This is a genomic window from Actinoplanes sp. NPDC023801, from assembly GCF_040639655.1.
Classification (GTDB): domain Bacteria; phylum Actinomycetota; class Actinomycetes; order Mycobacteriales; family Micromonosporaceae; genus Actinoplanes.
The window spans coordinates 359,122-382,756 of record NZ_JBFAAI010000002.1 but is presented as its reverse complement, the minus strand read 5'-3'; the positions used below and the strand labels follow the sequence as shown (position 1 = coordinate 382,756).

The window sequence follows — 23,635 nt, the reverse complement described above, 5'->3', positions numbered from 1 at the left end:
GTTCTCCGGGTACGGTGGGCGGCGGGTCCGCTCCACTTCCACTGGAGCGGACCCCCCTTGATCACGGCAGGACGGTGAAGGTGAACGACTTCACACCGGTGGTGACCGTTGCTCCGGTGCTGATCAGCTTGCCTGTCACCTCGAAATTGAGGGCGTAGGTGCCGGCCGCGGTGAAGCCCCAGTTGGCATGGGTGTGGACGTTGTAGGTGACGGTCCGCGTGTCGGGCAGGCCGTTGGAGGAGTCGAACAGCCTGGTCGGCGTGCCGGACGAGACGGTGTAAACGCTGACGTGGCCCGGGCCGCTGAAGCTGTTGAGCCGGAACGTCACCGAGTTGCTCTGGAACACCCCGGACGGGACCTCCGCGGTGTTCCAGCCGGCCCAGAGCAGGCCACTCGTGTTGCCCTGTGGCAGCACCCAGGCGGTGCTTCCGGCCGTGCCGAGGAACGACCACGCGCTGCCGGACGGCACGGTGATCTTCGCGGCGGCCGGGACCTGGAAGATCACGTCGGCCGGGTTGCGCTCGGTCACGTCGTCGTTGACGTTCAGGACCAGGGCGCCGGCGGTGTAGTCGACGTCGAGGACGTCAACGTGGCCACTGGTGAGGGTGACGGTGGCGGCCTGTGCCGGCACGGCGGCGGCGACCACGAGGCTCAGGGCGGCGGCGAGGACCGCGGCGGCCCTCACGGCTGGACCACGAACTTGTAGACGACCGGCTCCGAGGTGACGGTCTCGCCGGTGGCGGCCAGTTCGGCGGTCGCCCGGACCTTGATGAGGTACACACCGGCCTTCTGGAACGCCCAGCTGGCGTGCCGGTGGGTGCCGGTGGTCAGCGGCAGCGCGTCAGGCAGGCCGTCACCGCTGTTGACCAGTACGGTCGGGGTGCCGACGGCGTCCTCGGTGAACACGGCGACGCGGCCGGAGCCGGTGACCTTCTCGAACTTGAGGGTGACCGTGTCGGCGGCGAAGACGCCGTTCTCGATCTCCTCGGTGGCGATGCCGGGCCAGATCAGTTCCTCGTTCTGGATCTCGGGCAGGACCCAGACCGGCTTACCGGCCGTGCCGAGGAAGCTGAACGCCGGATCGTCCGGAACCGTGATCTTGGCGGCCTTCCTGACCAGGAAGATCACGTTTTCGACGTCGCGCTCGACGTCCGGGTCGACGGTCTCGTCGTGGACGCCGATCTCGAGGACACCGTCCTCGTAGGCGAGGTCGACCACGTCGACGTGACCGGCGCTCAGGACCACGGTGTCGGCGGCCTGGGCGGGAACCGCGGTGCCCAGCAGGGCGGCGGCGAGGAAGCCGCTGCCGAGCAGCAGGCGGAGGGGTTTACGCAAGAGTTTCTCCTCAGGACGAATTCCGGCCTCGGGTGCCGGAACACGCTGAACCTTAATGGCTTTCATTTTCATTAGGAAGGGTCGGGAGTGGACACGTGACCGGGCTCGCTTCGCCGCCGCCGGGCGAGGAGTACGGCGACCGTGCCCGCGGTGAGCAGCAGTGCGCCGCCGCCGGTGATCGACATGATGTCCGTGCCGGTTCTGGCCAGATTCCCGCCGCCGCTGTCGCCGCCGCCATCCGAACCCGCACCCGAACCGGCGCCGTTCCCGTCACTGCCGGTGTTGCCGGTCCCGCTGCCCGCGTCGGTCGAGTCGCCCACGGCGACGGTCAGGGTTCTGGTGTCCGAAACGCTCTTGCCGGCGGTTGTGGTGGCGGTCATGCCCACCGTGAGCCTGTAGACGCCGGCCTTGGTGAAGGCCCAGTTGCCGTGCGCATGGGTATTCGGCGCGACGCCGAGCTGCTGTGGCAGTGGCCCGCCCGAGTCGAAGATCACCTCGGGCGTGCCGAACGAGCCGGTCAGGAACAGCTTGAACTGACCCGGGCCGCTGACCTGCTGGAGACGCCAGGTGATGTTGCCCTTGGTGCCCTTGACCACGGATTCGTGCTGGGTGTTCCAGCCGGGCCAGACGATCCCGGACTGCTGTGACTGCGGCAGCAGGTACACCTTGTCGCCGGCCTTGCCGAGAAACGCGTACCCGGCGCCGGCCGGCACGTCGATCTTCGCCTTGTCGGTGACCTTGAGCGTCACGTCCGCCAGCTCACGCCAGGTCGGGGGAGTGGTGCTGTCGTCCTTCAGCCGGATCGTCAGCTTGCCGCCGCCGAGTTGGGGACCCATGTCGACGTGTCCGTCCGAGATCACCTTCTTACCGGTAGCGGTGGGGGCGGAGGTCGCCGCCGCTGCCTTCTTCGCGGCGGTGGACTCCGCGGGCACCGTGGTGGACGGTGCGGCCTCGCGTACCGGGGGTGTCCGGCCTTCCGGAGCGGCCTCGGCCCCGGTGGGTACCGACACGGTGTAGACCGCCTCGTCCCGCAGCGTCTTCGTGCCGGTGCGCGACGTCGCCCGCAGCGTCACCCGGTATTCCCCGACGGCGTCGAACAGCCATACGACGCCGCCCACCCGTTGACCGGCCGGCAGCCGGGTGCTCCGCCGGTCGTCACTGTCGAGCAGCAGGGTGGGCCGGCCCCACGCGGAGAGGGTGTAGGCGGCGAATGCGCCGGGTCCCTGCACCGAGGCCAGTTCCAGAGCCACCTCGCCCTTGGCGATCGCGGTGGTGTCGAAGGTGGAGAACGGCGAGCCGTCCTGCAACGACCACACCGGCGCGCCGGGACGGCCGAGAAACGCGAAGGCCGGGTCGTCGGGGATGACGCCGACCGGTGACCCCGAGGCGGTGAACCGCACCGACTGCGGATCGGTGTCGGTCCGCCCGTCGCTGCGGAAGCTCAGCCGCAGCTCGCCGGACTCGACCGATAGTGCCACCAGGTCGGCGCCGTCGGCAGGCGTGGCCGCGACAGCCGGGTGACCCGCGCTCAACGCCACCGTCAACGACGTGGTGGCGACGGCGACGGTCTTCCGCAGACGGCTGTTTCTCCGGCGGGTCATCGGGTTCCTTCCTTCTCGAGTGTTGCGGTCGCCTGTTCGCGCCCGCGTTTCTCGGCGGCGGCGAGGGCCGCCCGCATGCGACGGTTGCGGCGGCGGCGGGCGTACAGCCAGGCGACGAGCAGAGCGGTGGCGAGGGCGATGAGGGCCAGTTGCGGCCACGGCATCAGCCAGAGGACATGCTGGGACGCCGCACGGACCGGCGCCGGATCGACGGTGCGGCCGTCGGCGGGCGCGGGCCGGATCTCGAGTGTCAACCGCTCCTGGAACAGGGGAGGGACCGAGTTCAGCGCGACCGTCGTGGTCAGCGAGCCGCCGGGCAGGATCTCCGGGACGGCGGTTGCCGTGGTGGTTCGGACGCCCAGGCCGAACGGCCCCTCGATCTGGGCCGACGGGGCGCCGCCCAGGCGTACGTTGCCGGTGTTGGCAATGGTGAACGTCGCCGTGACGCGCGGCAGCTTCAGAGGGTTCCACGACGTCGCCGTCCTGATCTGCACGTCGGTCACGGTGAGCGAGGGTTGCAGCGGACCGGTGACGCGCAGGTAGACGCGGCTGCCGACCCGGTGGTCGACGGAGACCTTGTTACCGGCGGCGTCGGTGGTGCCGGCGACCAGGGAGGCGACAACACCGGCCGCGTGGTCACCGGGCGTGGCGTTGGCCGGGACGGTGAGGGTGAACGGCACGACGACCCGCGAGGATGCCGGCAGGGTGATCCGCTGCCGGCCTAGCTTGATCCACAGCCCCGCGTCGGTGGGCGTGGCGTTACCGGCCCGCAGGTCGAACCCGCCGCCCGTGGTGGTGAAGGCGTCGTGGGCGTAGAGGCGCAGGGTCAGCGGCTGCTTCGAGTGATTGGTGACGGCGACGTGGTCGGTGACGATGGCGCCGGGGTCGAGTTTGTAATCCAGTGCCGGCCGCCCGTTCGGTCCCTTCGGGCCCGAGGGTGATACCGACCATGTCAGCGAGCCGCTTCCCGGCGCGGCCGGGACCGGCGCGGGGAGCGTGAGGGTGGCCAGAGCCAGGACGGCTGCGGCGATGCGGGTACGCATGAGGGGGTCTTTCGTTCGCCCGGGGTCGCGGGGCGGCCGCACGGGGGTCACGGCCGGCCGCCCCGCGACGTCTTCAGATGGCGGTCAGGGTCAGGGTGCCGGTGTAGGTGCCGGCCGCCGTGTCGGTCGGAACGCTCAGCTTCAGGGCCGCGTCGAGCTGGGCGGTGCCCAGGCCCTTGCCGTTCGGCGCGGACGCCAGCACGGCGCTGCCACCGAGGCCGGTGTACGGCTGGACGGTGCCGTACGGGTGGGCGACCGGCCCGGCGATCACCCCCTGCTGGCTGCCCTGCTGGGTGATGCTGGGCGTCCAGCCGAGATAGCCGCCGGTGAAGGTCTTGCCGTCCTCGGTCTTGAACCCGTCGGCTACCTGCCCCGATGCGGTCCAGCCGGGCTGGGCCGCGCGGGTGTCGGTCACCGTGACCGGCTTGAGGGCGCCGGTGCTCTCCCACCGGTCACCGGCCGCGGACAGCACGGCCGCGGGCAGGGCGACGGCACGGTTCTCGGGATCGACGCTGATCACGAGCGCACCTTCGGACGCGTTGATGGTGGCGGTCACGGATTTTGCGGCGCTGCTGCCCTCCGGCGGGAAGGCCACCCACAGCCAGGCCTCGATGCTGGTGGCCACGGCCTTGTCACCGTCGTACAGCTTGACGACGTACTGGCTGCCGTTGAGGGCTCGCGTCGCGGTGAAGGTGTACGACGCGCCGGTCTCGCCCTCGATCGGCGTGAACTCGTCCTCGGCCGGCTTCTTGCTGAACCACTGGTACTGCGTCAGCGGCCCCTGCGGGGACTGCACCGCCTGCAGCGTGACGGTGTCGCCTGGCTGGTACTCGCCCTCCGACATGCCGGAGATGCCGAGGCTCAGGTCGCCGCCCCCGGCCTGGAGGTCACCGACGACGAACCGGTAGTCGACCGGCCCCGTGGTCAGCGTGGTCCCGTCGGCCAGCGTGGCGTCGGCCTGGAATTTCAGCGTGTAGGTCCCGGTCGCGGAGAACACCCACCCGGCGTGGGCGTGGGTGTGCACCGGCACGTCGAGCCGGTCGGGCAGGCCGTCGTTGCTGCGGAACTTGATGTTCGGCGTACCGAGGGAGTTGGTGTCGAACAGGGTCACGTCACCGGGGCCGTCCACTCCGACCAGGCTGATGCCGATCTTGTCGCCGGCGAAGACGCCTGAGCTCAGAGAATTGGTGTTCCAGCCGGGCCAGAGCAGAGCCGGGTCCTGGACCTGCGGCAGCATCCAGATCTTGCTCCCGGGCGCGCCGAGGAACGAGAACGCCGGCAGGTCCGGCACAACGGTCTCGGCCGCGGGCAGCACCTGGAACGTGACGTCGGCCGGGTCGCGCACCACCGCGGGGCTCACCGTGTCGTCCTTGACCTTCAGGGTCAGTTCGCCACCGTCATAGCGCACATCGACGGCGTCGGTGTGCCCTTTGGCGAGCACGACCGGTTCGGCGGCCAGTGCGGGGGAGGCGCTGAACAGGGTCGTCGTGGCCAGGGCAAGACCAGCGATGGTGGACGCGACCCCTGTGGAGGGTCTCTTCACGCATCGTCTCCCTTCACGAGTTAATGAAAACGAATCTCGTTTTCGGCTGGACAGTAGCAGGGTGCCTCGGAAATCCGACCGGGCGTCGCGTGTGGATCGAGTGGCGATGAACACGACATCGACTTTCATTAGCATGAGGCGATGCGGTGGTGGGCTGTTCAAGGTGGGTGCCGTGGTTCAGAAAACCTGTGTTGCGGCGACTAGACTTTCTTGGCGGGGTCGGTTAGTGTTTCTCTCGTTGACAGCAAAGATCGTTGAAGACGCAGACGTAGCAGGCCGAGCGTCAAGCAGGGCCCGGATCATTCGTGGCTCGCTCGGGACTGCGATGGAGTGCATGACCGCATTCCAGGCAAGACAACGCAGTGGCAAGGCAAGACCCTGACGTAATTCCAGGTCAGGGCATGCAGGCAGGGCCGAGGCACGTTCGGGGTTCTGCCTGACGAGAAGCGGATCGGAAGTATGCAGTACCGCAAGTGGCAAGTCAGTAGCAGTTGGTAGTCAAGACCTTGACGTAATTCCAGGTCAGGGCGTGCAGGTAGGGCCAGGGCATGTTCGGGGCTCTGCCTGATGAAGGAAAGATCTGCCGTACGTGAGCGGGGCCATGAAGTTTGCGTGGGGTTCCGGCACCGGCAGATGGCAGGACAGCAGTACAGGTAATGGAAGCAGAGGAAAGGGAGGGTTCAGCACCGTTGGATCGCCCGCCGTCAGGACGCAGTTCCGGTTCTGGGGTGGACACCGCAGTCTCCATCGAACGTGAGGTGGTCTCCGGTCACGCTTATGCGATCCTCGCACTTCAAGCCGCTGCAGTTGGCGGCCGGTGCGGATACGACAAGCCGACGAACCTGTCGGTAGATGGTGTAGTAAACCCGCAACCCCGGGCCCCGGCGCTTCTTGCGCCGGGGCCCTCGTCATGGAGGTACCTGTATGGCCCAACCGGATGACATGCTCGACGACGAGGACTACCCCGCCTACACGATGGGTCGCGCCGCGGAGATCACCGGCGCCTCGCCGGATTTCCTGCGCCGCCTCGACGAGGCGAAACTGATCACCCCGTTCCGGTCCGCCGGCGGGCATCGCCGTTACTCCCGCTACCAGTTGCGCCTGGCCGCACGGGCTCGGGAGATGGTCGGCCGCGGCACCGCCCTGGAAGCGGCCTGCCGGATCATCATTCTCGAGGACCAGCTTGAGGACGCCCGCCGTCATCATGAGAGCTACCAGCGCCGACGGCACGCGGACGCTGCCTGATCGCCATCGCCCGACGGTCCTTCTCCAGCACGAGAGGGACCGTTTGCCGTACCTGGCGCCAGACGATCGAAGATGGCGACCCCACGAACAAGCGCTACCGGGTCGCACTCGACACTCATCGCGTCCTACCCGACGCCGATCCCGCGACGGCGCGGAACTCTGCAGCCGGGCCGGCCTGCGGAACACCGGATTCCGTCGATCGTCCCCGGCGTGCACAATCGGTCGGCGTTGACGAACGACGACAGGAACGGCATGAGCTTCAACGGCTTCATCTCGTACAGCCACGCCGCGGACGGGAAGCTGGCCCCGGCGGTTCAGCGTGGACTGCACCGGCTCGCGAAGCCCTGGCATCGCCGCCGGGCATTGTGGATCTTCCGCGACCAGACCGGCCTGTCGGTGACGCCCGGGCTGTGGTCGTCGATCCAGAAGGCGCTGGACGGCTCGGAGTGGTTCGTGCTGCTCGCCTCGCCGGCGGCGGCCCGGTCGCCGTGGGTGAACCGGGAGATCGAGTACTGGATCGCGACGAAACCGGCCGGCCGGATTCTGCCCGTGGTGACCGACGGCGAGTGGCGGTGGGACGCGGAGCACGGCGATCTGTCCGCGGACTCCACGGCCGTGCCCGACGCTCTCCGTGGCGTCTTCGCCGAGGAGCCGCTCTTCCTCGACCTGCGCTGGGCGCACGACGACCGGAAGCTGAACCTGCGCGACACCCGCTTCCGGGCCGCGATCGCCGAGCTGGCCGCACCCATGCACGGGGTCAGCAAGGACGAGCTGGAGAGCGAGGATCTCCGCCAGCACCGGCAGGGCCGCCGGCTGCGCCGGGTGGCGGTGGCGGCCGTCGCACTGCTGACCATGGTGGCCTCCGGGACCGCCGTGCTCGCGGACCACAACGCCGACCGGGCCACGGCCGCGGTGGTGGAGGCGCAGCGCCAGCAACAGGACGCGTCACACCAGCGTGGCGAGGCCGAGAGGTACGCCGAGGAAGCTCGCCGCCAGGAGAAGAACGCGTACGCACAGGAGGCCCGGGCACGCGCCGCCACCACCGAACGCAAACAGCAGGAGAAACGAGCCCGGGAACAGCAAGGCGCGGCGCAGCAGGCGGCGGCCGAAGCAGAACGGCATGAGAAGGCCGCACGCCGCCAGCAGGAGCTGGCGAAACGCGCCCAGGCGCTGGCCCGGCAGCAGGAGGCGGTGGCCCGGGAGCAACGTGAACTGGCGCTGCAGTCGTCGCGCGAGGCGACAGGCCAGCGGATCATCGCGGAGCAGCAGCAACGTCTCGCTGAGGAGGCCGCCGCGGAGACCGAACGGCAGCGGCGCAACGCCCAGCAACAGCAGCGGATGGCCGAGGAGGCCGAGGCGGAGGCCCGCCGGCAGAAGGCCATCGCCGAGCAGAACCAGCGGAAGGCGGAGGAAGCCGCGGAGGAGGCCCGCCGACAGCAGGCCAACGCCGAGGAACAGAAGAAGGTCACCACCGGGCGACGTTTGATCAACCAGGCGAAAGCCACGATCGACAACGACCCGATGACGGCGTTGCGACTGGGAATCGCCGCACAGCGGATCCAGCCGGGCACCGAGGCCCGCACGGAACTCGCGGGAATCGTCACCTCCACCCGCCGGGCCGGCACGATCAACGACTCCTGGTACGCCGCGCACGGGCCCGGCGACGTCATCGCCGTCGTCGAGGACGATTTCACTGCGGCGTTGTGGAGCGTGTCCGACCGGGCGAACCCGGTACGCCTCGCCCCGCTCGACGGCTTCCTCTTCACCGCCCAGCCCGTCTTCAGCCGGGACGGCCGGATGCTCGCGATATCCGGCGCCTACGAACTCGCACCGCACCTCTTCGACGTGTCCGATCCGGCGCATCCGAAACTGGTCGGCACCGTGCCCGAGCTGATGGGCAAATGGACCACTTTCAGCCCGGACGGGCAGATGCTCGGCGTCGTCGACTTCGACGGCGTGTGGTCGCTGTGGGACGTGTCCGACCCCGCCCGCCCCGCCCTGCTCACCCGGCAGACCAAGGGATATCCGGCGCCGCTGGCGTTCAGCCCGGACAGCCGCAGCGTGGTGACCGCCGGCGCGCCCGGAATCGTCTGGGACATCACCGACCGTACCCGCCCCACCGAGGTGGGCACGCTGCCCGGCAGCTGGGCGCGGGTCGCCGTCCACCCGGTCCGGCCCCTGCTGGCCACCAACGACGAGGAGGGGAACCTGGCGTTCTGGCACCTGGACAAGCCGGCGAACCCGCAGCGGGTGGCCACGGCGCCGACCCGGTCCCGCGCCGTGGCGTTCAGCCCGGACGGCCGCACCATGGCCAGCAGCGACGACAACGGGACGGCGCGGCTCTGGGACCTGACCGACACGCCGGTCCCCATGCACGAACTCAACGACCAGGGCGGTTCCCCGGGATCGATGTCGTTCAGCCCGGACGGCCGGACGCTGGCCACGGTCGGCAGCCTCCGCACGCTCAGCCTGTGGAACGCCGTCGCACACGGTGAGCCGACGGCCGTCGGCCAGGCGGACGGGACCGCCGGGCGGACGGTGACGGCGGCCCTCACCCCCGACGGGCGTCGGCTGACCACCGTGCACGCCGACGGAACAGCGACGGTGTGGGACGTCTCGGACCGGTCCCGCCCGATCGAGCAAGCCACCGTGCGCGTCCGTGACGGGGACATCGGCATGGCGGCCGTCAGCCCGTCCGGCGACCTGATCGCCGCGGGCGGGGTGACGGACGGCGCGCGGGTGACGCTCACCGATGTCAGCGACCCGAGGGCGCCGAGGGCAGCCGGTGGGGTGCCCGGCGGAGAGCCGGACGGGCGGATGACGTTCAGCCCGGACGGGCGCACGCTCGCTCTCGACATCGGGGCGTACACCATCATGCTCTGGGATGTCAGCGAGCCGGACCGGCCTTCCGCAGTATCGATTCTGGACGGCGAGGACTGGGTCGAGGCCATCACCTACAGCCCCGACGGGCACACCGTCGCGGTCGGCGAAGGGCGGTCGGTCGTACTCTGGGACGTGACCGACCGGACCAAGCCGGTGCGGCGCACGAAGCTCAAGGGACACTCCGACGCCGTACTCGTCGCAGCGTTCAGCCCGGACGGGCGCACGCTGGCGACCGGCAGCGCCGACCGGACGGCGGCGGTCTGGAACCTCGCCGGCCGGGCTCGCCGGCAGGCGATCTTGACCGGCACCAAAGCCGCGGTGTGGTCGGTGGCGTTCGGGCCGGACGGGCGGACGCTGACCACCGGCTCCCAGGACGGCTCGGTGGCGTTCTGGGACGTCGGAGAGCTGTCCGGCCCGATCCGGATGCCGTCGATGCGACGCGCCTCGCTGGGGTCGAAGTCGTTGCTGCCGCATCCGGACGGGCGGACGCTGACAGCCGCCAGCGGGGAACCCGGCGGCCGGCGCGCCGTGCTGTGGGACTACTCGTCGTTGACCGCCCTACGGGACGAACCCGCAGCGGTCGCGTGCGAGGCGGCGGGTGGCGGTTTCACGGCGGACGAGTGGGCCGCTTACATCCCGGAGGTGGCGTACCAGCCGACCTGCCCTGGCTAGCGGAGAGGCCGGACCCGCCCGGTCCGGCCTTCCGGGCCCACGCAGGGGCCCAACTGACCTGGAAGGTCGCTTCCTCGGGGGGCTACCGGTGGCGTCACCGCAACGCCGGTAGCAACACCGCCGGCTGGGTGTTACCACCGGGCTTCATCGACCGGTGCGGGACTCGCCGCCAAGATCGTTCGAATCGCCAACCGCTGTGCCGCTCCTCCTCAACCCTGAGCCCGGGGCCGCGCGGAACGCCGTCAGGCCCCCTCCCCGGTCGCCGCGTCCGCGGTGGCAGCGCGCAGGTGGAACCGGGCGCGGCGGTGCGCTCGGCCGCCAGGGCCTCGCGCTCAAACGCTCGCAGGTACGGTGGCCCATCACTGATCGACTGCGGTAGCCGCCACGGTGGGATCAGCTTGGTTCAGGGCTGGAAGTGGAACGGACGGCTCCGCTGCACGTTCCACCATCGTTGAGCGACGTACGCGGAATCTCTCACGCAACGGAGGAATATCGGCGATCAAAACGGAAACGTCATCTGACATGGGGGCAACGCAGACGGGTGGGGGCGACCATGAGTAAACCGACACGGCGACAGTCGCCATGTATCAGCGACGTGCTGCTACCGCTCGTCAGCGCCCCTGCACATGCTCGTGACGTGATCACTCAGGCATGCCTGCAGTGGCAATTGCCGAGCCTGCTGGCGTCGGCGGCTCTCGTGGCCAGTGAGTTGGTCACCAACGCGGTCCGGCACGCCGGGACCATGATCGACCTACATGTGGTTCGTGGTCGCCAGCACTTGATCATCCAGGTCATCGACGGCAGCCCGCACCGCCCGATGATGCCGGATCCCCTCACCGTCATGCGTAGCCTCACCAGCCCCGGGTTCAGCCGTGGACTGATCCTGGTCGACGCGACAGCTGATCGATGGGGCTGCTGGCCTGTCAGGGACGGCAAGATGACGTGGGCGGCGCTGAGGTCCGCGCCCTGACCTGTCCTACTCTCCTGGAACAGGAACGTTCGGCGGTTCGGCTAACAGACAGTCGCGGGTAGGCTGGAAGCCATCGTGTACCGCACCCCCCGGTTGGTAAAGCCAGCGCTTCCACGCGCGACATGGACCGGGGGACGTCATGACCGAGCCGGTACTGGTCGCCTGCGGCGGCAATGTGCTGCAGGACCCGCAAGCGCTGCTGGCCAGCGCACCGGACGCCTATATCGCCATTGACGTCGCCGGGCACGTCGTCGCCTGGAACCCGGCTGCGGAGTCCACGTTCGGTCATCGCCACGCCGATGCGTGCGGCCGCGACCTGGCCGAGCTGATCATCCCACAGCGGTACCGGGCGGCGCACCGTGCCGGGCTGGCCCTGCTGGCGGCCGGCGGATCCGGGCGCCGGCTCGGCCAGCGGCTGCAGCTGGAGGCCGTGCACGCCGACGGCCACGAGTTCCCGATCGAACTCACCTTGAGCGCCACTGCCGGCCCGGTCTTCCATGCCTTCTGTCACGACGTCACCGCCGCCCGGCGCATCAGCCGGTTCGCCGGCGTGGAGGCCAGCGTCTCCCGCGGCCTGGCCGAGGCCTCCTCCAGCCAGGCAGCCGCCACACGGGTCGTGGAAGCGCTGGGCGTGAAGATGGACTGGCCGGTGACTGAACTGTGGCTGGCCGACGACGAGCGGCAGGTACTGGCCTGCGCCGCCCGGCACGCCGCACCCGGTCGCACGCTGGGCAACTTCGCTCTCGACGAGCTGCCGCCCGGCGCCGGTCTGCCCGGCCGCGTCTATGCCCGCGCCCGGTCGCTGTGGATCGCCGACCTCGCCGCTGACGCCGGATCCCTGCGCAGCCGAGCCGCTGCCCGTATCGGCCTGCACGTCGCTGTCGGCGTGCCCATCTGCACCGGCTCCCGCGCGATCGGGGCGCTGTGTGTTTACGGCGACCGTGTCGAAGACCCCGAAGAGTCCCTGACCGCCCTGCTGACCGGCATCGCTGCGCAGGTCGGTCAGTATCTGGAACGCCGCCGCGCCGAAGAGCTAGCCATCGAGCTGGCCCGGACCAAGGACGAGTTCCTTGCTCTGGTCACCCACGAGCTACGCAACCCGCTCGCGGTGATCACCGCCACCGCGTCGCTGCTGGAGGAGGAGCTCGACGGCCTGCTCGACGCCGATCAGCGGCAGTACGTACGCACCGTACTCAAAGGCGCCGAGCGACTCTCGGTCATGGCCGGCGACCTGCTCGACCTGGCACACCTGGAGTCGGGGCACCTGGCCATACACCCGGCCCCGGCTGACCTGGCCGCCATCATCGGCGGCGCCGTTCAGGCCGTCGCCGCCCAAGCAGCCGGTAAGAACCTCACCATCATCGTCGATACTCCGGAACACCTCGAGCTGTATGCCGACGGCAGCCGCCTGCAGCAGGTCGCCGACAACCTGCTGTCCAACGCCATCAAATACACCCCCGCCGACGGGACCATCACCATCACCGCCACCGCCGACGACCTCGACGACGGCCAAGGACGGATCACCTGGACCGTCACCGACACCGGCATCGGCATCCCCGCCGCCGACCGCCCACACCTGTTCCGCCGCTTCTACCGCGCCTCCACCGCACTCGACCGGCGCATCCCCGGCACCGGCCTCGGCCTGGTCATCACCCGCGCCATCATCGAACGCCACGGCGGCACCATTGCACTCGCCAGCCATGACCGGCCCGGCACCACGTTCCGCATCAGCCTCCCGACCAAAACCGTCCTCGCGCCTTGACGCCGCTGCCGTCGATCGCCTCACGTCCTGGGCACGCAACCGGCACCTGGCCACCGGCGTACCCCGAACGTGTCCGAGCCCCATACGGCACCCACTGCGTCGACATCGACGGTGAGCTGGCGCAGCTCGACGTCGATGGCTACCGGCCGCTGCGGCTGCGCGGTGCCGATGGACAAGGACATGATCGTGACCACCGCGATCCGTGACGTCAGCGACCGCCTGATCGCCCAGGCCGAACGCGAACGCCTCATCACCCAGGCCGAACGCGACGCCGCGGAGAAACGCCTGCAGCACGCACGCCGGCGTGGCCCACGACTTCCACAACATCCTCGCCGTGATCAGCAACTACGCCGAGATGATCGCCGAGGTCCTCGACTCGCGCGTCCCCGATCCCGGAGACCTCGCCGACGCCCGGACCGACCTCGGCCAGATCAGCCGGGCCGCGGAACGCGCCACCCGGCTGACGAAACAGTTGCTCGCCTTCGGCCGCCGCGACATCACCCAGGCCGAGGTGCTCAACCTCAACCACGTCATCGGTGACGTCGAGCAGATCCTGCGGGCGCGCCATCGGCGAGCACATCCACCTGGTCGCCACTAGGGTGACCACCTGAAGCGCCGCCGCCCCGCCGCCGCCCTATCCCAGCTGGTCGCGGCGGCGCCTCAGGTGGGCGATCTCGGCGGTGTTGCCGGCCAGTCCGATGGCTTTGTCGTAGGCCGCGCGCGCCTGCTGGCTGTGGCCCAGCCGGCGCAGGAGTTCGGCGCGGGTGGCCTGGTAAGGGTGGTAGCCGGCCAGCTTGTCCTCGAGTCGTTCGACGGCTGCCAGGGCCACCTGCGGGCCGTCGAGCTCGGCGACCGCGATGGCCCGGTTGAGGGCGATGATCGGCGAGGGGTCGAGGCGGACGAGCTGGTCGTAGAGGGTGACGACCTGCGCCCAGTCGGTGTCGCGCGCGTCGCGGACGCAGGTGTGGACGGCGTTGATCGCCGCGAGGATCTGGTAGCGCCCCGGGGCCACCCCGGCGGCCGCGGCGGCGAGGCGTTCGCGGACCAGCTGATGCCCCTCGGCGAGAAGCGTCGCGTCCCAGGCCGCTCGGTCCTGTTCGTCGAGGGTGACCAGTTCGCCGTCGGCCGAAACGCGGGCGGTGCGGCGGGCCTCGATGAGCAGCATCAACGCGAGGAGCCCGGCCACCTCGCCGTCCTGCGGCATGAGGGCCCGGAGCAGGCGAGTGAGCCGGATCGCCTCGGCGGTCAGGTCCTGACGGATCGGGTCGGTGTCCGAGCCGGTCGCCAGGTAGCCCTCGTTGAACACGAGGAACAGGACGGCGAGGACGCCGAAGACGCGGGCCGGGAGATCCTCGGCGGACGGCACTCGATAGGGGATGCGAGCCGCCTTGATTTTGGCCTTCGCGCGGGTGATCCTCCGCTCCATCGTGCTCTCCTGCACCAGGAAGGCACGGGCGATCTCGGGGACGGTCAGACCGCCGACCATGCGCAGGGTGAGTGCCACACGGATCTCCATCGCGAGCGCCGGGTGACAGCAGGTGAAGAGCAACCGGAGCCGCTCGTCGTCGATGGCGCCGGGAGGCTCGGGCGGGTTGCCGGCGGACAAGATGTGAGCCTCCCTCTGCTTCTCGTCGCGCTTGTTCTCGCGCCGGATCCGGTCGATGGCCTTGCGGCTGGCGGTGGTGGTCAGCCAGGCGCCGGGATTGGGGGGTACGCCGTCGGTGGGCCACCGCTCGACGGCGGTGGCGAATGCCTCGGCGGCCGCCTCCTCAGCGATGTCGAGGTCACCGAAACGTCGGGTCAGGGCGGCGACCACCCGGGCCCACTCTTCGCGGTGGGCGCGGGTGATCGCCTCTCGGACGTCGATCGCGTTCACTCGCTGTGGAACGGCCGCACCTCGACCCGCCGGTTGCACTGCCTGGATCCCTCGGCAGCGAGCTTGATCGCCACGTCGAGGTCGGGGGCCTCGATGATCCAGAACCCGCCGAAGTACTCCTTTGACTCCAGGAAGGGACCGTCGGTGAACACCGGTTCGCCGTTCCGGTTGTCGATGACGGTGGCCGTGCTCGGCGCGGCGAGGCCGCCGGCGAAGACGAAGTGTCCCTCGGTCTTGAGCCGGTCGTTGAACGCGCCGGCGGCGGCCAGCTCGGCCGGGGTGGGAGAGGTGGTCTCGTCGTCAATCACAGAAATCAGGTACTGCATCTCGGTCATCTCCAATGACGCCGGTGGCGCCCGGTGGGCGGCCGCTCGCTCTTGCTACGAACGGCCCTACCCCGATCCGACACCGTCTCGCGGCTTTCTTTCCAAAACATTCCGGTCCATCGTCGACCAGCTCAGGCTGTGGTGGCCGACGTGGCTTGGGGACCGGGTTGGCCTCCGGATCCTTCGTCGGGGTGGGTTGACCGGCTCTTCGTGGTCCGCAGGTGCCGGAACGCCCGCAGTGCGAGGATGGCCAGGCCGACGTAGAGGATGGCGCTGACGATGCCGACCGTGTGCACGCCGGAGGTGAACGCGTCGCGGGCTGCGGCCAGCAGGGCAAGGCCCTGCTCCGGAGGCAGTTGACCGGCCACGTCGACCGCCCGGTCGACGCTCTCCCGGGCGGCGGCCGCCGCGTCGGGTGGCACGTCGTCGAGCGCGCCCTCCATGTTGCTCCGGTACACAACCGTTCCCAGTGTGGCGAGTGTAGCGATGCCCAGGCCGAGCCCGAGTTCGTTGGCCGTCTGCAGGATCGAGGCCCCCGAGCCCGCCTTCTCCGCCGGCACCGCTCCCATGGCGAGCTGGTTGCAGAACGCGGCCAGCGGCCCGGTGCCGAGCATGGCCACGCACATCGCGATGATGATCATTTCGGGACCGGATGCCGAGCCGACCAGGGTGAACATCGTGTAGCCGACGCCCGCGATGAGCAGCCCGCCCATGATCATGTACATGGCGGGGATGTAGTTGGACAGCGGTGGGCTGGCCAGGTTCCCGATGATCATCAGCACGTTGGGCATGATCAGCAGCAGGCCGGCCGCCAACGGGGTGAGGCCGGTGACGTTCTGCAGGTACAGCGTGACGAGCAGGAGGGTGCCGGTGCCCACCACACTGGTCGCGAAGGTCAGGGCCAGCGCGGACGTGAACGTGCGGTTGCCGAACATGCACAGGTCGAGCAGCGGGTGCTCCAGGCTCCGCTGCCGCTGGACGAACACCACACCCATCGCGATGCCGAACACCAGCGCCACAGCCGCGAACCAATCCCAGCCGTAGCGGGCCAGCTCCTTGAGCCCATACACGAACGGCAGCATCGCCGCGAGCGACAGCAAAACGCTCAACGGGTCGAGCCTGCCCGGCTGCGGTGACTTCTGGTCGGGGAGCACGGCGGGACCGAACACCAGCAGCACCAGGATTCCCGGCACGGCCACCAGGAACACCGAACCCCACCAGAAGTACTCCAGGAGCGCGCCACCGACGAGCGGGCCAAGCGTCAGCCCCGCCATGAAGCACGTCAGGTAGATGGTGATGGCGCGACCGCGTTGCTTCGGGTCGGTGAACATGGCGGTGATCAGGGCCAGCACCGACGGCATGACCGCGGCACCCGCCACACCGAGCAGGGCGCGGCTGGCGATCAGCATCTCCGGGCTGGTGGAGAACGCCGCCGCCGCCGAGGCGAGGCTGAACACGACGGCGCCGATGAGCAACAGTTTCTTGCGGCCGATCCGGTCACCGACGGTGCCCATCATGACCAGGAATCCCGCGATCATGAAGCCGTAGATGTCCACGATCCACAACTGCTCGACGCCGGTCGGGTCAAGAGCGACAGTCAGGTGCGGAACGGCCAGGTAGAGCACCGAGAAGTCCATCGTGACGAGGAACGTAGGAAGGGCGAGCACAGCCAGCGCGACCCATTCCCGCCGCCCGGCTTGGGGCGTCGTGTCTGCAGTGGTCATGTTCTGATCCTGTCGTCGTCGACATGCGGGCCGCCTCATGGGCGCCGCTCACCCCTGCTACGAACGTCCCGGCCCCGATCCGACACCACCTCCCGGATTTTTTCACCACGGGGTTCGGTCGGGGCGGGACCTGTCGCCAGGCCGGAGATCCGAGGCCGGCGTGGCCTGGAGATCTTCGACCGGCCACGCCACCACGCACCGGTCCAACTCACTGGGACCGCTCTGACGGACAACCTCCGCCGCGTAGCCGATGCCCGGCACCGCGCAGCACTCGCCGCAACCAGCAGCGCAGATTACACCGCAAGGATCCGCCAAACGATCACGGACGCCGACGCCAAGATCCACCGCTACCGGGCGGCGCTCGACGCCGGAGGCGATCCGATCCTCATCGCCGGATGGATCACCGAGACCGCCGCGATCAAGAAGGCTGGCCAAGCCCGGCTCGACCTCACTGACGTGTCACCTCAGCGGATGACGGGGGAACAGCTCGACGCCATCGCCGCAGTGTTCAAAGACCTGCTCACGTTGATCCGGGGCGCAGACTCCCGCGACCGCGTGGAGCTATACAGCCGCGGGCTGCGGATGACCTTCCAGCCAGGCCCGAAAACACTGAAGGCCGAGGTCGTCAGCGACGACTTCGGCCGTGTGTATAACGTGTGTCCGAGGGGGGACTTGAACCCCCACGCCCGATAAAGGGCACTAGCACCTCAAGCTAGCGCGTCTGCCATTCCGCCACCCGGACCTGCTGCGTACAAGCTTAACGGGGCCGCCACCCTGGCTTTCACCTGGGTTTCAGCTGCCCTGTCGGCCGCACGGACAGAACTATATACGGCCTCCTCCCGGAGTCGAAGCGGGGGCCGGGGTCGGCTTCGGGTGTGGCGCGGGGCGGGGGAAACGGGCAGCATGGCGGGCGTGCCGAAGTCCCCCCTCACTCCCGCGCTCGAACGTGCCCGTGCCCTGATCGCATCCGGTGACCTCGGGCCGGCTCAGGTGCTGCTGGAACGGGCCGTGGAGCTGGGGCGCGAGAACCTGGGGGAGGACGAGCCGGACGTCCTGACCGCACAGCGTGAGCTCGCCGGTGTCTTCCTGCTGTCGGACGACCCGATGGCGGCCCGGCGGATGCTCGAGGACGCGTACGCGGCGGGGCAGTGGAAACTCGGTGACAGCGATCCGGTCATGCTGCACATTTCGCATGACCTCGGCGTTGTCGCGGAGGAGCTGGGCAACAAGCACGAGGCGCGCAAGGCCTTCGGGCGGGTGATCACCAACGGACCTCCGGTCCTCGGCGAGGGGCATCAGTTCATCGCCCGGGCCCGGACCTATCTGGGCGAGGACCCTTCCACCACGGCGGTACGGCCGGAGGCCCCGCCAACCCCCGTCGAGCCCGTTCCCACCGGCCACCCGTCGCCGATCACGCACCCGTCGTCCGGCGTGGCCGCGCCGCCCGCACCCACCGGACGAGCCCACCCGGCCCCTCCCGCGCAGCCGGTTCACCCCGCCCCTCCCGCGCAGCGGGTTCAGGCCGTCCCGCCGGCACGACCCGGCCCGCCCGCGCAGCGGATACAGCCTGGCCCGCCCGTGCCGGCCGAGCCGATTCAGCCTGCTCCGTCCGCACCTGTGGAGCTGTCTCAGCCCGCCCCGCCCGTCGATCGCGTCCCGCCGACGACGGCCGGACACCCCGGACAGGACGCACAGCGTCCGGTGGCGGAAGGGGGTCAGGGCCACGGCGTGGCGGGGAGCCCGGACCCGCGGGCGGCGATCGACCGCCCGACCGACGTGCTGCCGATCGCCCGACAGTGGGACGGCGATCCGCGATCTTCGGGTGCCGGCGATCAGAACCAGTCATCCGGTACGGGTCAGCCGCCGGCCCCACCGCAACCGGGGCCACCCGCCGTCCCTCAGCGGTCCGGCTATTCGCAGGCCGGTCAGCAGAGCCACGCGGTACCGCCCGGCTACGGCACCGCCCAGGCCGGCCATCCCGCGGGCCACACGCCTCCACAGCAGGGGGGGCCGCCGGGCTATGCGCCGGGACAAGCCGCATACCCGCAGGGCTACGCCGGGCAGGCCGGCTATCCGGTCGGCTGGACCGACCAGGCGGCGACGCCCGGATACGCGCAGCGGCAGACCGGCCACGCCTCGGCGCCACCTGCCCCGCCGGTCGGTCAGTCGGGTCACTCCGGCTATCCGCAGCCGGACGGACACGTCGCGGCGATGCCGCCGGCCTGGCCGGGCACATCCCACCCGGGCTGGCAAGGGGGACCGAACCCGGGCTGGCAGGGGACATCGGATCCCGGCTGGCAGGGTGCGTCGCATGCGGGGCAGCAGGGTGCAGCCAGTGCGGGGCAGCACGGGCCGGCCGGGCCCGGCTGGGCGGCCGGGGCGCCGGGCGCGGCGGTGCAGACCTACCCCTATCCGGGTGACACCGGTGCGCAGGCTCACCCGTACCAGCAGAAGGGCCGGGGTCTTGCCGTTGGTCTGACCGTCGCCGCCACCCTCGTGGCGCTCACCGCGGTGGGTGCGCTGGTGGTCGTGCTGTTCGATCGGGAGCAGCCGCCCGCAACTCCACAGACGACCGCCTCCACGGGACCGGTGCTTGCGGGCGATCCACCGTCCACAGTGCGTCTGGACGATCGGGGTGCCGTTGTGGAACTCACGTGGCGTGATCCCACGAGCGGGAAAGTGCCGTTCGTGGTGACGATGGCACGGCAGGGGCAGCAGCTCAAGCCGGTCTCGAACGTCGGCCTCGGCAAGACGGAAGCCCTGGTCAGCGGGCTCAACCCGAAGCTCGAGTACTGCTTTGCCGTGGTCGCCGTCTATGGCACGGACCGGTTCGCGAGTTCGAGTCAGGTGTGCACGCAGCGTTCCTGAGTTGTCCACAGGCTGATGAGCCGGGTATCGACGAACACCGCACTTTCCCTATGATGGCCTGCGTCCTTGAGGCGGTTAGACCAGCTCGACGGGGAGGACGACCGCAGTGACCAGCACTGAAGCCACCACGGTGGCGGCGCGTAGGCGCCGGATACCCAGCCGGGGGCAGATGGTCACGATGGCGACGGTCGTCGTTCTCGCGGCCGGCCTGGGATTGACCGTGCGCGGGCTGGGAGCCGCCGATGAGGCGCTGGCCAGCTTCGACGCCGCGTCCTGGGTGTGGAGCAAGGGCAAGGGCGAGCTGGCCCGGATCAACGGGACGAGCGCGCGGGTGGACACCCGCGCCGACGTGGCCCGGGCCCGCGGCCACCAGACGCAGGTGAGCCAGAGCGACCGGTTCGTGCTGCTGCGCGATGTGCAGACCGGCGCGGTCGCCTCGATGGACCTCACCGACCTGGTGGTCTACTGGAATCAGCAGACCCAGCCGGGCATCGGCGTGAGTGTGGCGCTGCACCGGGACTCGGCGTTCATCACCGACGCGGTGCAGGGCCGGGTGCAGCAGGTCGACGCGGCGACCCTGCAGCCGATCGGTGAGCCGTTGCAGTTCCCGCCGGGCATCAGCGGTGGTGTGTTCGACGGCGCCGGCCGGTTGTGGGTCGCGGCGCCGAGCGAGGGCACGGTCACGGCGATCGAGCCGGGGGAGTCGGCGCCGACGCGGCTGCGCACCGATCCGGTGGCCGCACCGAGTCACGACCTGGCGGTGACCGCGATGGCCGAGGGCATCGCGGTGCTCGACCGCACGACGAACGCGCTGGTGCGGGTGGACGACAAGGGTGCGGGGCAGCCGACGACGCTGCCGTTGAGCGGGCCCGGTGAGCTGCCGCCGCGCACCGACGGCGACACGATCGCGGTGACGGTTCCGGACGACCGGCGGGTCTACACGGTCGGTGCGGACGGGGTGCGTGACGTGGCGGTGCCGGCCGTCGGCGGTGAGATTCAGCCGGCCGTCGCCTACCGGGGCTATCTCTACGTGCCTGAGGACGACGGCACGGTGCACGTCTTCGACCAGGACGGGCAGGCCCAGGAGCCGATCGACATCCCGCAGCCGGGCGGCGACCTGGAGCTGGAGGTCCGCGAGAATCACCTGTTCATCAACGCGCCGGGGTCGACCACCGCACGGGTCGTCGACGACCAGCACACCGTCCGGGCCGTCGACAAGGACACCGACCAGGTTCTCGGCGGTGACCCGCCGCCGGTGAAGGCGCCGCCCGCGCCGCCCAAGCAGCAGAAGCCGAAGAAGCCGGTGGCCTCGAAACCGGGCGCGCCGCGCAGTGTGCGGGCCGCCGCGGGCAACGCCGAGGTGCGGGTCTCCTGGCAGGCCGCGCCCGACAACGGCGCCGCCATCACGCGTTACGTGGTGGCCGGGGCGGGGCGCACCTTCCAGGTCGGCGCCGATCAGCGTTCGCTGCTGGTCGACGGGCTGACCAACGGTGAGACGTACAAGTTCCAGGTGCACGCGGTCAACCGCAAGGGCGACGGGCCGGCCCGGTCGAGCAACGCGGCGGTTCCGACCTCCGACGTGCCGGACCCGCCGGCCACGCCGCCGGTCGCCGAGGCGAAGCCGGACGGGACGATCGCGGTGACCTGGCCGGAGGCCAACGGCCAGGGACGCAAGATCGTGCGGTACGCGGTGACGGCCGTCAGTGAGGGCGTCACCTCACCGATCGGGGAGTCGCCGAGCGCGTCGCTGACGGTGCCGGCGAACCAGGTGGAATTCGGCAAGCAGTACGCGTTCACCGTCGTGGCGATCAACGAACTGGGCGCCGGCTCGAAGGCGTCGGCGATCAGCAACAGCGTGGTGCCGTTCACGGTGCCGGGCAAGCCGGAGAACGCGGCCGCCGCCACCGTCGCCGGGACGGCCGGTGCGGTCACGGTCACCTGGACGGCGCCGCCCGACAACGGCCGGCCGATCACGAAGTACGTGGTCAAGGCCGGTGGCAAGGAGACCGAGGCGACCGGGACCTCGGTGACGCTGACCGGGCTCGGCGACGGCGCCACGGTGCAGGCCGAGGTGACGGCGGTCAACGAGGCCGGTGCCGGGCCGGCGGCGACCGCGACGGCACGGACCGTGTCGGCTCCCACGGTCACCGTCACCGGGGTGGACGCGACGTTCAGCACGGCCAAGGTGGCGTTCGCGGTGAACAACGGCGGCGGCACGACCACCTGCACGCTCACCGTGACCGGTGGTGGCAAGGGCTCGTCCGGCAGTTGCAGTTCGCTGAACGCGACCGGGCTGAAGCCGAGCACCGCCTACACGTTCACGGTCACCGCGGAGAACGCCGCCGGTAGCAAGGCCGCGACGATGGCGAAGACGACCGACGCCCTCTACGGCATCGCCACCTGCATCAACGGCGACAGCGGCGATCAGCGGACCTATTGCGACAGAGACGTGAACGGCCGCAACGGCAACGAGATCTTCAAGGTCGCCCGGCAGGACGACGACCAGCAGGCCGGCTGGGTCAAGAACGGCACCCGGCTGCAGACCTACTGCAAGAAGTCCGGCGAAGAGGTGTACGCGTACGTGTACAACAAGAACAAGAGAAGCACGTGGTGGATCCAGGTGAATTACGAGGGCAAGACCTACATCCCGTGGGCGTGGCTGAACCTCGAGGGCGGCGACGACCTGGCGGACCTGCCGACGTGCTGACGCCCGCGCACATCCAGGGCTTCGCCGAGGTCGCCGGCGAGCTCGCCAACCGGATCGGCACGGTCGTGCTCGGCAAGCCCGAGGTGGTCCGGCTGACCCTCACCGCGTTGTTCGCGCAGGGGCACGTCCTGCTGGAGGACGTGCCCGGCGTCGGCAAGACCACCCTGGCACGGGCGCTGGCCGCGTCGATCCGTGGCCAGTGGCGGCGCATCCAGTTCACCCCCGACCTGCTGCCCTCCGACGTGTCCGGCGTGACCGTGTTCAACCAGGCCAACCGGGGTTTCGAGTTCCACCCCGGCCCGGTGTTCGCCAACCTGGTGATCGCCGACGAGATCAACCGCGCGTCGCCGAAAACCCAGTCGTCGCTGCTCGAGGTGATGGAGGAACGGCGGGTCACGGTCGACGGCGTGCCGCACCCGGTGCCGCAGCCGTTCCTGGTGGTCGCCACCCAGAACCCCGTCGAGATGGACGGCACCTACCGTCTGCCCGAGGCCCAGCTGGACCGCTTCCTCGTCAAACTCTCCGTCGGCTACCCCTCCGAGGAGGTCGAGATCGAGGTGCTCCGCGGCGCCTCGGTCCGGTCACCGGACAATCTGGAGCCGGTCACCGACACCGCCATGATCGGCGAGATGACGCGGATGGTCGCGGCGGTCCACATCGCCGATCCCCTTTATGCGCACGCCGTGCGCCTGGCCGCCGCCACCCGCAACCACCCGCAGGTCCGGGTCGGTGTCAGCCCTCGCGGCGTGATCGCCCTGACCCGCGCCGCCGCCGCGTACGCGCTGATCGGCGGCCGGGGCTACGTGCTGCCGGAGGACTTCAAGCAGCTGGTCGGCCCGGTGTTCGCGCACCGCATCCTGCTCTCCGCCGACGCCCAGTTGCGCGGCGTGACGGCAGCCGAGGTGCTGGCCGACGCGCTGCGCTCGGTGCCCGTCCCGCTGCCCGACCAGCACGTCGCGGCGTGACCCGTCCGCAGGACACCGGGGCAGCCGTTCCAGACCCGGACACGTCGTCCGTCTCAGGCTCGGGCACGTCCGTTCCGGGTCCGAGCCTGCCGGTTCCAGATCCGGGCACGTCCGT

The 23,635-nt window shown here is 70.1% G+C and carries 18 protein-coding genes and 1 tRNA gene; 9 read left to right on the top strand and 10 right to left on the bottom strand.

Features of this window, described 5'->3' with window-relative positions:
* Nucleotides 1–61: 61 nt before the first annotated feature.
* From AB0G04_RS06290 to AB0G04_RS06270, 5 genes are all read right to left on the bottom strand, one after another.
* A complete protein-coding gene (locus tag AB0G04_RS06290; protein ID WP_360977309.1) occupies nucleotides 62–685 on the bottom strand; it encodes a choice-of-anchor M domain-containing protein in 624 nt (207 codons plus the stop codon).
* Complete coding sequence (locus AB0G04_RS06285; RefSeq protein ID WP_360977306.1) at nucleotides 682–1,335, bottom strand: choice-of-anchor M domain-containing protein; 654 nt, start codon at nucleotides 1,333–1,335, stop codon at nucleotides 682–684. The genes AB0G04_RS06290 and AB0G04_RS06285 overlap by 4 nt, the downstream gene beginning before the upstream one ends.
* Nucleotides 1,336–1,406: 71 nt before the next feature.
* Nucleotides 1,407–2,936: a TIGR03773 family transporter-associated surface protein gene (locus AB0G04_RS06280; RefSeq protein WP_360977303.1), complete on the bottom strand. Its 1,530-nt coding sequence runs from the start codon at nucleotides 2,934–2,936 to the stop codon at nucleotides 1,407–1,409.
* Entirely contained in the window at nucleotides 2,933–3,979 is a 1,047-nt protein-coding gene (locus tag AB0G04_RS06275) for a DUF916 domain-containing protein (protein WP_360977300.1), read from the bottom strand. Before AB0G04_RS06275 ends, AB0G04_RS06280 begins: the two co-directional genes overlap by 4 nt.
* A 73-nt stretch (nucleotides 3,980–4,052) precedes the next feature.
* Nucleotides 4,053–5,489: a choice-of-anchor M domain-containing protein gene (locus AB0G04_RS06270; RefSeq protein ID WP_360977883.1), complete on the bottom strand. Its 1,437-nt coding sequence runs from the start codon at nucleotides 5,487–5,489 to the stop codon at nucleotides 4,053–4,055.
* 957 nt (nucleotides 5,490–6,446) lie between these two features.
* Here AB0G04_RS06270 and AB0G04_RS06265 point away from each other — a divergent pair.
* The 4 genes from AB0G04_RS06265 to AB0G04_RS06250 all read left to right on the top strand — a co-directional run bounded on the left by AB0G04_RS06265 (nucleotide 6,447) and on the right by AB0G04_RS06250 (nucleotide 13,054).
* Nucleotides 6,447–6,767, top strand: coding sequence for a MerR family transcriptional regulator (locus AB0G04_RS06265; RefSeq protein ID WP_360977297.1), 321 nt, complete (start codon nucleotides 6,447–6,449; stop codon nucleotides 6,765–6,767).
* Nucleotides 6,768–6,977: 210 nt separating this feature from the next.
* Nucleotides 6,978–10,322 carry a TIR domain-containing protein gene (locus AB0G04_RS06260; RefSeq protein WP_360977294.1) on the top strand — a complete coding sequence of 1,115 codons (3,345 nt, stop codon included), beginning with the start codon at nucleotides 6,978–6,980 and terminating at the stop codon, nucleotides 10,320–10,322.
* Nucleotides 10,323–10,959: 637 nt separating this feature from the next.
* Nucleotides 10,960–11,292 (top strand): ATP-binding protein, encoded by a 333-nt coding sequence (locus tag AB0G04_RS06255; protein WP_360977291.1) that lies wholly within the window; start codon nucleotides 10,960–10,962, stop codon nucleotides 11,290–11,292.
* A 139-nt stretch (nucleotides 11,293–11,431) separates the two neighbouring features.
* Nucleotides 11,432–13,054, top strand: a complete 1,623-nt coding sequence (locus tag AB0G04_RS06250; RefSeq protein WP_360977288.1) for a PAS domain-containing sensor histidine kinase — start codon at nucleotides 11,432–11,434, stop codon at nucleotides 13,052–13,054.
* 20 nt (nucleotides 13,055–13,074) lie between these two features.
* Here AB0G04_RS06250 and AB0G04_RS06245 read toward each other — a convergent pair whose 3' ends face one another.
* The gene (locus AB0G04_RS06245; protein WP_360977285.1) at nucleotides 13,075–13,236 is read right to left on the bottom strand and encodes a hypothetical protein; all 162 of its coding nucleotides are present in this window, start codon (nucleotides 13,234–13,236) and stop codon (nucleotides 13,075–13,077) included.
* A 122-nt stretch (nucleotides 13,237–13,358) separates the two neighbouring features.
* On the opposite strand from AB0G04_RS06245, the gene AB0G04_RS06240 reads away from it, so the two are divergent.
* Entirely contained in the window at nucleotides 13,359–13,652 is a 294-nt protein-coding gene (locus AB0G04_RS06240) for a histidine kinase dimerization/phospho-acceptor domain-containing protein (RefSeq protein ID WP_360977282.1), read from the top strand.
* A gap of 36 nt (nucleotides 13,653–13,688) precedes the next feature.
* Here the strand turns inward: AB0G04_RS06240 and AB0G04_RS06235 are convergent, their stop codons facing one another.
* The 3 genes from AB0G04_RS06235 to AB0G04_RS06225 all read right to left on the bottom strand — a co-directional run bounded on the left by AB0G04_RS06235 (nucleotide 13,689) and on the right by AB0G04_RS06225 (nucleotide 16,980).
* Nucleotides 13,689–14,930, bottom strand: a complete 1,242-nt coding sequence (locus AB0G04_RS06235; RefSeq protein ID WP_360977279.1) for a DUF6596 domain-containing protein — start codon at nucleotides 14,928–14,930, stop codon at nucleotides 13,689–13,691.
* The gene (locus tag AB0G04_RS06230) at nucleotides 14,927–15,256 is read right to left on the bottom strand and encodes a YciI family protein (RefSeq protein ID WP_360977276.1); all 330 of its coding nucleotides are present in this window, start codon (nucleotides 15,254–15,256) and stop codon (nucleotides 14,927–14,929) included. The genes AB0G04_RS06235 and AB0G04_RS06230 overlap by 4 nt, the downstream gene beginning before the upstream one ends.
* Nucleotides 15,257–15,387: 131 nt before the next feature.
* Nucleotides 15,388–16,980, bottom strand: coding sequence for an MFS transporter (locus AB0G04_RS06225; RefSeq protein ID WP_360977273.1), 1,593 nt, complete (start codon nucleotides 16,978–16,980; stop codon nucleotides 15,388–15,390).
* A gap of 471 nt (nucleotides 16,981–17,451) precedes the next feature.
* Here AB0G04_RS06225 and AB0G04_RS06220 point away from each other — a divergent pair, with 471 nt between their 5' ends.
* Nucleotides 17,452–17,673, top strand: a complete 222-nt coding sequence (locus AB0G04_RS06220; protein ID WP_360977269.1) for a hypothetical protein — start codon at nucleotides 17,452–17,454, stop codon at nucleotides 17,671–17,673.
* On the opposite strand, the gene AB0G04_RS06215 is transcribed toward AB0G04_RS06220, so the two are convergent.
* Nucleotides 17,638–17,722 (bottom strand) — tRNA-Leu (locus tag AB0G04_RS06215). The two genes, AB0G04_RS06220 and AB0G04_RS06215, sit on opposite strands and share 36 nt — an antisense overlap.
* Nucleotides 17,723–17,892: 170 nt before the next feature.
* Between AB0G04_RS06215 and AB0G04_RS06210 the strand changes: the two genes are divergently transcribed.
* The 3 genes from AB0G04_RS06210 to AB0G04_RS06200 all read left to right on the top strand — a co-directional run bounded on the left by AB0G04_RS06210 (nucleotide 17,893) and on the right by AB0G04_RS06200 (nucleotide 23,520).
* Nucleotides 17,893–19,848, top strand: coding sequence for a tetratricopeptide repeat protein (locus AB0G04_RS06210; RefSeq protein ID WP_360977266.1), 1,956 nt, complete (start codon nucleotides 17,893–17,895; stop codon nucleotides 19,846–19,848).
* A gap of 178 nt (nucleotides 19,849–20,026) precedes the next feature.
* Nucleotides 20,027–22,555 carry a fibronectin type III domain-containing protein gene (locus tag AB0G04_RS06205; protein ID WP_360977262.1) on the top strand — a complete coding sequence of 843 codons (2,529 nt, stop codon included), beginning with the start codon at nucleotides 20,027–20,029 and terminating at the stop codon, nucleotides 22,553–22,555.
* A complete protein-coding gene (locus AB0G04_RS06200; protein ID WP_360977259.1) occupies nucleotides 22,549–23,520 on the top strand; it encodes a MoxR family ATPase in 972 nt (323 codons plus the stop codon). Before AB0G04_RS06205 ends, AB0G04_RS06200 begins: the two co-directional genes overlap by 7 nt.
* Nucleotides 23,521–23,635: the final 115 nt, after the last annotated feature.

What these genes read in the sequence shown, in the direction of transcription:
- AB0G04_RS06280 (WP_360977303.1), bottom strand. Translation starts at nt 2,936, where the DNA reads ATGACCCGCCGGAGAAACAGCCGTCTGCGGAAGACCGTCGCCGTCGCC.
- AB0G04_RS06275 (WP_360977300.1), bottom strand. Translation starts at nt 3,979, where the DNA reads ATGCGTACCCGCATCGCCGCAGCCGTCCTGGCTCTGGCCACCCTCACG.
- AB0G04_RS06265 (WP_360977297.1), top strand. Translation starts at nt 6,447, where the DNA reads ATGGCCCAACCGGATGACATGCTCGACGACGAGGACTACCCCGCCTAC.
- AB0G04_RS06250 (WP_360977288.1), top strand. Translation starts at nt 11,432, where the DNA reads ATGACCGAGCCGGTACTGGTCGCCTGCGGCGGCAATGTGCTGCAGGAC.
- AB0G04_RS06245 (WP_360977285.1), bottom strand. Translation starts at nt 13,236, where the DNA reads ATGTCCTTGTCCATCGGCACCGCGCAGCCGCAGCGGCCGGTAGCCATC.
- AB0G04_RS06230 (WP_360977276.1), bottom strand. Translation starts at nt 15,256, where the DNA reads ATGCAGTACCTGATTTCTGTGATTGACGACGAGACCACCTCTCCCACC.
- AB0G04_RS06225 (WP_360977273.1), bottom strand. Translation starts at nt 16,980, where the DNA reads ATGACCACTGCAGACACGACGCCCCAAGCCGGGCGGCGGGAATGGGTC.
- AB0G04_RS06220 (WP_360977269.1), top strand. Translation starts at nt 17,452, where the DNA reads ATGACGGGGGAACAGCTCGACGCCATCGCCGCAGTGTTCAAAGACCTG.
- AB0G04_RS06205 (WP_360977262.1), top strand. Translation starts at nt 20,027, where the DNA reads ATGGCGACGGTCGTCGTTCTCGCGGCCGGCCTGGGATTGACCGTGCGC.